We start from the raw sequence: 7,138 nt of genomic DNA, 5'->3' as shown, positions 1-7,138 counted from the left end.
GGTTCCATTTTGTATTGCTCCTGATTTTATGGACTTAGCTTTTTTGTCCGGCAGTCAGGCAGGTGCCCGCCGCTCGGTATTGGCATTGCAATCAAGACCCCGAAGGGCAAAAAGTTCGAGTATGTCGGCTGCGGCCGCGACGTCTTGGCACATCTGCGGTGAGTGCAGTTCTGTTCATCACATATTTTGTTTTTTTGTGTTCCGATACTTGGCTATCGGACAGCTCAAGAGTACGTTCGCGGTGCGAAATATCAATGGAAAGTTCCCACCAAGTTTCAAAAATATGACCGAGTGCAAATAATCATGACGCTCGTTGTGGACACTCCCAGCCCGCTCATAACGGCGATGACAACGTTTTCAGATGAAATTTCCGGCCGATCCGGACGGATCGCACTGTGCAGAGGGATCTTTCCTCGTTAACCTGCGGATAACAGATAATTTTGTGCCACAAAAAAAGATAAACCCCTGCGCGATGGCAGGGGCCGGGTTGGGGGCGCCGGGCAAACCGGCACGGATCAGGCCTGGTGGCCGAGGATGCGCGGGATCTGGCTGGCCTGGTGGTGGATGTGCTCCGACACCTGCACCGAGAGGCGGCTGCCCTGGCGGGCGTGCTGGCTGATGCGGCCGATGAGATCGGCAAAACTGGCCAGCTTGTGCTCCTGGCTCTTGGCGTTGTCGGCCCCCTGCAGGGCGATGACCGCCGTGCTGCGCGCCATCTCCCGCACCGCCTGGGTGGTCTGGCGCAACTGCTCCGCCTGTTGACGCTGGGCGGCGGCCTCTGCGGTGATCCGCGCCAGCACTGTGCCGAGCTGATCCCCCGCCTGGGTCAGTCTGGTCAGGATCTCGATGATCTGGCCAAGGGAGCGCTGGGTATCGGCGGAGAGGTGGCGCACCTCGTCGGCCACCACCGCAAAACCGCGCCCCTGTTCCCCGGCCCGCGCCGCCTCGATGGCCGCGTTGAGCGCCAGCAGGTTGGTCTGCTGGGAGATGTGGCCAATCACGTCGACGATGGCGGTCACATCTTCCACCGAGCGCTTGAGCTGAGCCAGGGCGCCACCGCTCTCGTCGATGGCGAGCCCGGTCTGGGCGGTGGCCTGCAACATGCCGCCCACCAGCTGCTCGCTCTGGCTCATGGAGTGCTCGTTGTGCTGGGCGTGCTGCGCTATCTCGGCGGCCACCTGGTGCATCTCGCCGACGGTGACGCTGATGCCGGGCAGGTTGATGCTGCGGGCATCCCCCCTTGGCAGGGTGGCGGCCAGCAGGAAGTTGGCCACCACGGTGGCGGGGCTCGAGAGCCACAGGCGCAGCTCCGGGCTCACCGGGCAGAGGGCGTTTTCCCCTTGCAGCGGCTCGCGGATGATGCTGCTGACAAACGACGAAGCGGCGCGGTTCGGCTTGCCAGGCCGCACGCAGATGGTGGGCAGGCGCAGTGCCAGGCCGTCGACGTAGCCCTTGCGGCTGTAGTCGTTGACCAATAGCTCTCCCATCGCCTTCTGGGCACCGTAGGAGGAGGTGGGGGTCAGCGCCGTGCCATCGTTCACCAGCTCCGGCAGCGGGCCGCCGTAGACGGCCAGCGAGCTGGTGAAGATGAAACGAATACCCGGACGGGTGTGACGGCACGCCTCCAGCAGGCTGCGGGTGGTGTCCAGATTGACCTGCCAGCCGAGATCGAAATCTTGCTCCGCGTGGCTGCTGACGATGGCGGCGAGGTGATAGACCACGGCGGTGCGTTCGCTGATGAGGGACTCGGCTACCCCGGGGGCGGTCAGATCCGCCTGCAAGCAGCGCACTCGCGGGTCGGCCAGGGGTGGTGGTTCCTGAATGTCCACCAGCAGCAGCTCGCTGAAGGGTAAGGAACTGTGCAACAGGGCGCGGGCCAGCTTCTGTCCCAGAAAGCCGCCTCCGCCGGTGATGATGATCTGCATCTTGCTATCCTCAGACTCGTTCGTGTGTAGGGTCGTTATTGTTGTGCCAGCCAGGTCAGGCCTTGCCGGGTGTTGCCTCTGGGGTTGTATTCACAGCCGATCCAGTCGTGGTAGCCCGCCTGCTCCAGCACCTTGAACAGGTGCGGATAGGCGATCTCCCCCTCGTCCGGTTCGTGGCGATCCGGCACCGAGGCGATCTGGACGTGGCCGATGGCCGGGCCCAGCTTGCCGATGAGACGGGTGAGATCTCCGTCCATGATCTGGGCGTGATAGAGATCGAGCTGCACTGCCACGTTGGGCCTGTCTATCTCCTGCACCAGCGCCAGGGCGTCGAGCTGGTGGGCCAGGAAGTAGCCGGGTACATCCCGATCGTTGAGAGGCTCGAGCAGTACCTTGATGCCGTCTTCGGCCAGGAAGTCGGCGGCGAAGCGGATGTTGTCGATCAGGGTCTGGCGGTGGGCCGAGAGGCTATGAGCGGGGTCGACTATGCCGCTCATGGCGTGTACCTTGCGGCACCCCAGTGCCAGGGCGTAGTCGCGCACGCTTGGCAGATGGGCGCGAAACTCGGCCTCCCGCCCCGGGATGGCGGCCATGCCGCGCTCCCCCGCCGCCCAGTTGCCCGGCGGCATGTTGAACAGCGCCTGGGTCAGACCGTGCAGTTGCAACTGGCGCCCCAGCTCGGCGGCTGGCCACTCGTAGGGGAACAGAAACTCCACCGCGGCGAAGCCGGCCTCGCGGGCCGCCGCGAAGCGCTCCAGAAACGGCAGCTCGGTAAACAGCATTGTGAGGTTGGCGGCAAACTTGCTCATGATGTGATGCTCCTCAATGCGTTGTTTTTGTATCGGGTCAGAGGGACGGACCAGAGTTGGCTCATGGCTTCAGACTCCTCAATTCGTTGATCTCGGGTTCGCTCAGGTAGCGGATCCGCTGGCCGTGCAGCAGCAGTGCCAGGCGCGCCGTCTCCTCCAGCTCCTCCATGTTGTTGACCGCGTCCACCAGGTCCTTGCCGGTCACCACGGGACCGTGGTTGGCAAGCAGAAAGGCATTGCCTTCGGGAGCGCGGCGCCCCAGTTCCTCGGCGATACGGGCATCTCCCGGCTTGTAGTAGGGAATGAGTGGCAGCTGGCCGACCCGCATCACGTAGTAGGGGGTGAAGGGGCGGATCACATTGGCTGGATCCAGCCCCTCTAGGCAGGAGAGGGCGGTCAGGTGGGTGCAGTGCAGGTGCACCACGGCCTGGCACTCCGGCTGGTTGTGGTAGATGGCGAGGTGGAAGGCCACCTCCTTGGAGGGGCGATCGCCCCCCAGGTGCTCGCCACTCATGCTCACCCGGGCGAGACGCGCAGGATCGAGCCGGCCGAGGCAGGAGCCGGTCGGGGTGGCGAGCAGGGTGCCGTCCGGCAGTTTGGCGGAGAGGTTGCCGGCGCCGCCGGTGGCATAGCCTCGCTGGAAAAGGGATGCACCCAGCATCACCATGGTGTCGCGCAGTGCCTGTTCAGTCATGGAAAAACTCCTGTGCCCGGCTGAAGAAGGTCTCGTCACCGAAGTTGCCCGATTTGAGGGCCAGCGAGAGGGGGGCGTCGGTGGCCCGCACCCAGGGCACGCCGGGGGCGATCTGCGGGCCTATGTGGAAGGCGGCGACGCCGAGGGCCTGGGTGACCCGGCTCGAGGTCTCGCCGCCGGCGATGATGAAGCTGTCTATGCCGGCGGCGCGCAGCAGCACGGCGAGGCGGGCAAAGCACTGCTCCACCGCCTCGCTCGCCGCGTCGCGGCCATGGCGGGCCTGGATCTCGGCCAGCCGATCCGGGCTGGTGGTGGCGTGGATCATGGGGGCGGGTGACGAAGGCTTCTCCAGCACCCAGCAGGCCAGCTCGGCCGGGTAGTCGGCTTGCGTCAGGCAAGCTGCCACGTCGAGGGGGGGAGCAGGCGCCACCTCCCGATAGCGGGCCACCTGGCGATTGGTCATTTCTGAGCAGGAGCCAGACAGCACCACTGCGCGGGTGCAGAGCGGTCTTCCCGCGGCGCGGGCGGCGGCCGGATTGCCGTTGCCGAGCAACCTGGCCAGACCGATGGCGAGCCCGGAGCCGCCGGTCACCAGCGGCATCTCGATGGCGGCCGCGGCGATATCCAGCAGGTGCTGCTCGGTGAGGGTGTCGACCACGGCGTAGCGCACACCAGCTTGTGTTAGCTGCTCGAAGGCGTCGGCAATGGCTGCGGGGCCCTGCGCTATGGTGGTGAAGGGCACCAGTCCGGCGCGGCCCGTCCCCTGGGCTTCCATCAACCGCAGCAGGTTGCTGTCGGTCATGGGGGTGATGGGGTGGTGACGCATGCCCGACTCGGCCAGCGGCTGGGCGCCGACAAAAAGGTTGCCCTGATAGACGGTGCGACCGTTCACCGGCAGGGCTGGGCAGATCAGGGTGAATCGGCTCTCCAGTGCCGCCAGCAGGGCATCGGTGACCGGGCCTATGTTGCCGGCCGCCGTGCTGTCGAAGGTGGAGCAGTACTTCTGATAGATGCGCGGGCAGCCGCGCGCCTTGAGCCAGTCGAGGGCCGCCAGCGAGTCGCGTACCGCTTCGTCCGCCGGGCAGGAGCGACTCTTGAGGCTGATCACCACCGCATCGATCCCGCTGAGATCCACCGCCGGCGGGATGCCGGCAAGCTGGAGGGTGGCGAGGCCGTTTTCCACCAGAAAACCGGCGATGTCGGTGGCCCCGGTAAAGTCATCTGCAATCACGCCCAGTTTCATCGTGCTTCCTCCGTGCCTGGCAGGGTGATGCCGTCGAAGATCTTGATGACGGCGCTGTCATCCTCCTTGCCGTGGCCGGCGTTGCTGGCAGCGAGGAACATGTTGAGGGCGGTGCTCGCCAGCGGCAGCGGGAAGCGCAGCTCTCGCGCCGTGTCGGCTACCAGGGTGAGATCCTTGACGAAGATGTCCACCGCCGAGCGGGCCTGATAGTCGCCGGTCAGCACCCGGGCCATGCGGTTTTCGAACATCCAGGAGTTGCCGGCGGCGTGGGTCACCACGTCGTACATGAGATCGAGCGAGATGCCGGCCCGGCTGGCCAGCGCCATGGCCTCGGCGGCCACGGCGATGTGCACCCCGGCCAGCAACTGGTGAACGATCTTGACCGTGCTGCCCTGGCCCGGTTCGCTGCCGACCCGGTAGACCTTGCCGGCCACCGCATCGAGCACAGGGGCCAGCTTGTCGAAGGCCGCGTCGGCGCCGGCGGCCATCACCGTCATCTCGCCGGCCTCGGCCTTGATGGCGCCGCCGGAGACGGGGGCGTCCAGCATCGGCAGATCCAGCGCGGCGAGCTCGCGAGCCAAGCTTGCGGCCTCTTCTGTGGCTATGGTGGAGGAGATCATGATGCCGGTGCCCGGTTTGAGATGTGCGGCGAGGCCGTGCTCGCCAAACAGGATCTTGCGCACCTGAACGGCGTTGACCACCAGCAGCAACACCGCATCGAGCGTCTCCGCCAGGGGGCGGGCATCGGCCATGACGGCGGCGGCGCCGGCCTGTTGCAGCTGGTTGCGCGCCTCTGCATTGAGATCGATGCCGTAGGTGGTGAGCCCGGCCCGCAGGCAGGAGCGGGCGGCGCCCATGCCCATGGCGCCCAGGCCGATGACGGCAACGTGATAGGGTCTGCTCATCTGTCAGTTCCTCGATTACAACGAATGAACCGATAGTAGGGGCTTGTGGTGGTGAAATATCAGGCAAGTGTCACAAAATTTAACTTGAGTGGTGTTAGTTTTTGTTATTTAAAGCGAGATGGAGCCGATTGAGTGACTTTAATGGCGGTTGCGATGTGATTTATTGTGAATTGTGAGCCTTGATTTGCTTTTTTATCAAAATTTCCCATCCCGCTGGGGTAACATGGACGCTCGTTTTAGCGTTACGGATTGCCCATGATCCCCGTAGAGAGACAGCAACAGATCCTGCACCTGCTGGCCGAGCGCGGTGCCGTCAGCATCACGGAACTGACCGAACGGCTGCAGGTATCCCACATGACCATCAGGCGCGATATCCAGAAGCTCGAAGAGCAGGGGCGAGTCCTCTCGGTGTCGGGGGGCGTGAGCCTCTCCGAGCGGATCAAGAGCGAGCCCTCCCACGCCACCAAGCGCAGCCTGATGCAGGAGGCGAAGCTCGCCATTGCGCACAGTGCCGCGGCGCAGGTGGCCGCGGGCAGCTCCGTCTATCTGGATGCGGGTACCACCTCCCTCGAGCTGGCCCGAGAGCTGGCGCCGCGGGAAGACTTGATGATAGTGACCAACGATTTCATGGTGTGTGCCTACCTGATCGAGCACGGCCGTGGCCGCCTCTACCACACCGGTGGGCAGGTCATTCGGGAGAACCAGTCCTGCGCCGGCGAGGCGACCGCCCACTTCCTGCGCAATCTGCACCTTGATGTTGCCTTCTTGTCGGCCTCCTCCTGGGATGCCCTGGGGATCTCCACTCCCAGCGAGCAGAAGGTGCCGGTCAAGCGCGCCGTGGTGGAGGCTGCAGCGACCCGAATACTTATCTGCGACTCCTCCAAATACGGCAAGGTAGGCACCTTCAACGTGGTGGGCTGGGAAGCGATCGATCAGGTCATCAGCGATGGGCAACTGCCCGAGAGTGCGCGCGAGGTGCTGGCTCAGCACGGTGTCAGGCTCACGCTGGTTCCGCTGGGAGGGGATGCACACGATTCCACTGAGCTGGCAGGTTAGTCAGGGCAGGTTAGGTTGCGGCGGGCTGCCGACGCAACCGCCATCGGCCGCACGGCGGCCTTGACCAAAAACGAGCAAGGGGTTGGCACCATGACGATGCCAACCCCTTGTTTTGTATGGCGTTCCCGACTGGAGTCGAACCAGTGGCCTGTCCCTTAGGAGCCAAGGTCGGCAGTGTTTCAGAAGGTTTTATAAAGTTGGGTTGTTGATGGTAATCAATTGTTTTTAATGCTTATTTTTCTTGTTGTGGGTTTCAGCTAGTTTCATGAAGTCTCACCCTATATCATGTTTGCTGTGGTACCCCAAGTGGTACCCCAAACAGGGGGGAGAGAATGCTATGGCAAGAAAACCGGTAACTCAGGATCGAGAGATCCCCTCATTGATTTTGCAAGGGGAGGCTTCGATTACCCGCTATGCGGTGAAATCTCCCCATGGTGGTGGATTAGCTATTGAGGTTAGGGCAGGGAAGAGCAAGCGGTTTGTCTATCGTTATCGGATTGCTGGTA

Annotated in this window: 7 protein-coding genes; 2 read left to right on the top strand and 5 right to left on the bottom strand. The window is 63.7% G+C overall.

Translation table 11 applies throughout. The features are described from left to right. Window positions 1-301, top strand: a 301-nt coding sequence (locus CAK78_RS22965) for a hypothetical protein (RefSeq protein WP_217900811.1), incomplete at its 5' end; no start/stop codon positions are given. A 214-nt stretch (window positions 302-515) separates the two neighbouring features. Here CAK78_RS22965 and denD read toward each other — a convergent pair. The 5 genes from denD to ltnD form a co-directional block, all read right to left on the bottom strand. Further along, complete coding sequence (denD, locus tag CAK78_RS23335; protein ID WP_094696741.1) at window positions 516-1,925, bottom strand: D-erythronate dehydrogenase; 1,410 nt, start codon at window positions 1,923-1,925, stop codon at window positions 516-518. 35 nt (window positions 1,926-1,960) lie between these two features. Beyond that, entirely contained in the window at window positions 1,961-2,734 is a 774-nt protein-coding gene (gene otnI, locus CAK78_RS06400; protein ID WP_017779201.1) for a 2-oxo-tetronate isomerase, read from the bottom strand. Between the two features lie 61 nt (window positions 2,735-2,795). Further along, window positions 2,796-3,428 carry a 3-oxo-tetronate 4-phosphate decarboxylase gene (otnC, locus tag CAK78_RS06395; protein WP_094696740.1) on the bottom strand — a complete coding sequence of 211 codons (633 nt, stop codon included), beginning with the start codon at window positions 3,426-3,428 and terminating at the stop codon, window positions 2,796-2,798. Further along, window positions 3,421-4,671 carry a 3-oxo-tetronate kinase gene (gene otnK / locus CAK78_RS06390; RefSeq protein ID WP_094696739.1) on the bottom strand — a complete coding sequence of 417 codons (1,251 nt, stop codon included), beginning with the start codon at window positions 4,669-4,671 and terminating at the stop codon, window positions 3,421-3,423. Before otnK ends, otnC begins: the two co-directional genes overlap by 8 nt. Beyond that, complete coding sequence (gene ltnD / locus CAK78_RS06385) at window positions 4,668-5,576, bottom strand: L-threonate dehydrogenase (RefSeq protein ID WP_094696738.1); 909 nt, start codon at window positions 5,574-5,576, stop codon at window positions 4,668-4,670. The genes otnK and ltnD overlap by 4 nt, the downstream gene beginning before the upstream one ends. A 255-nt stretch (window positions 5,577-5,831) precedes the next feature. Here ltnD and CAK78_RS06380 point away from each other — a divergent pair, with 255 nt between their 5' ends. Further along, window positions 5,832-6,632: a DeoR/GlpR family DNA-binding transcription regulator gene (locus tag CAK78_RS06380; protein WP_017779206.1), complete on the top strand. Its 801-nt coding sequence runs from the start codon at window positions 5,832-5,834 to the stop codon at window positions 6,630-6,632. The last annotated feature ends 506 nt before the right edge of the window (window positions 6,633-7,138 follow it).

It is taken from the genome of Aeromonas sp. A35_P, from assembly GCF_002259925.1.
GTDB classification, from domain to species: Bacteria; Pseudomonadota; Gammaproteobacteria; order Enterobacterales; family Aeromonadaceae; genus Aeromonas; species Aeromonas dhakensis.
The sequence above is the reverse complement of the archived record's forward strand: the minus strand, read 5'-3'. Positions and strand labels throughout refer to the sequence as shown.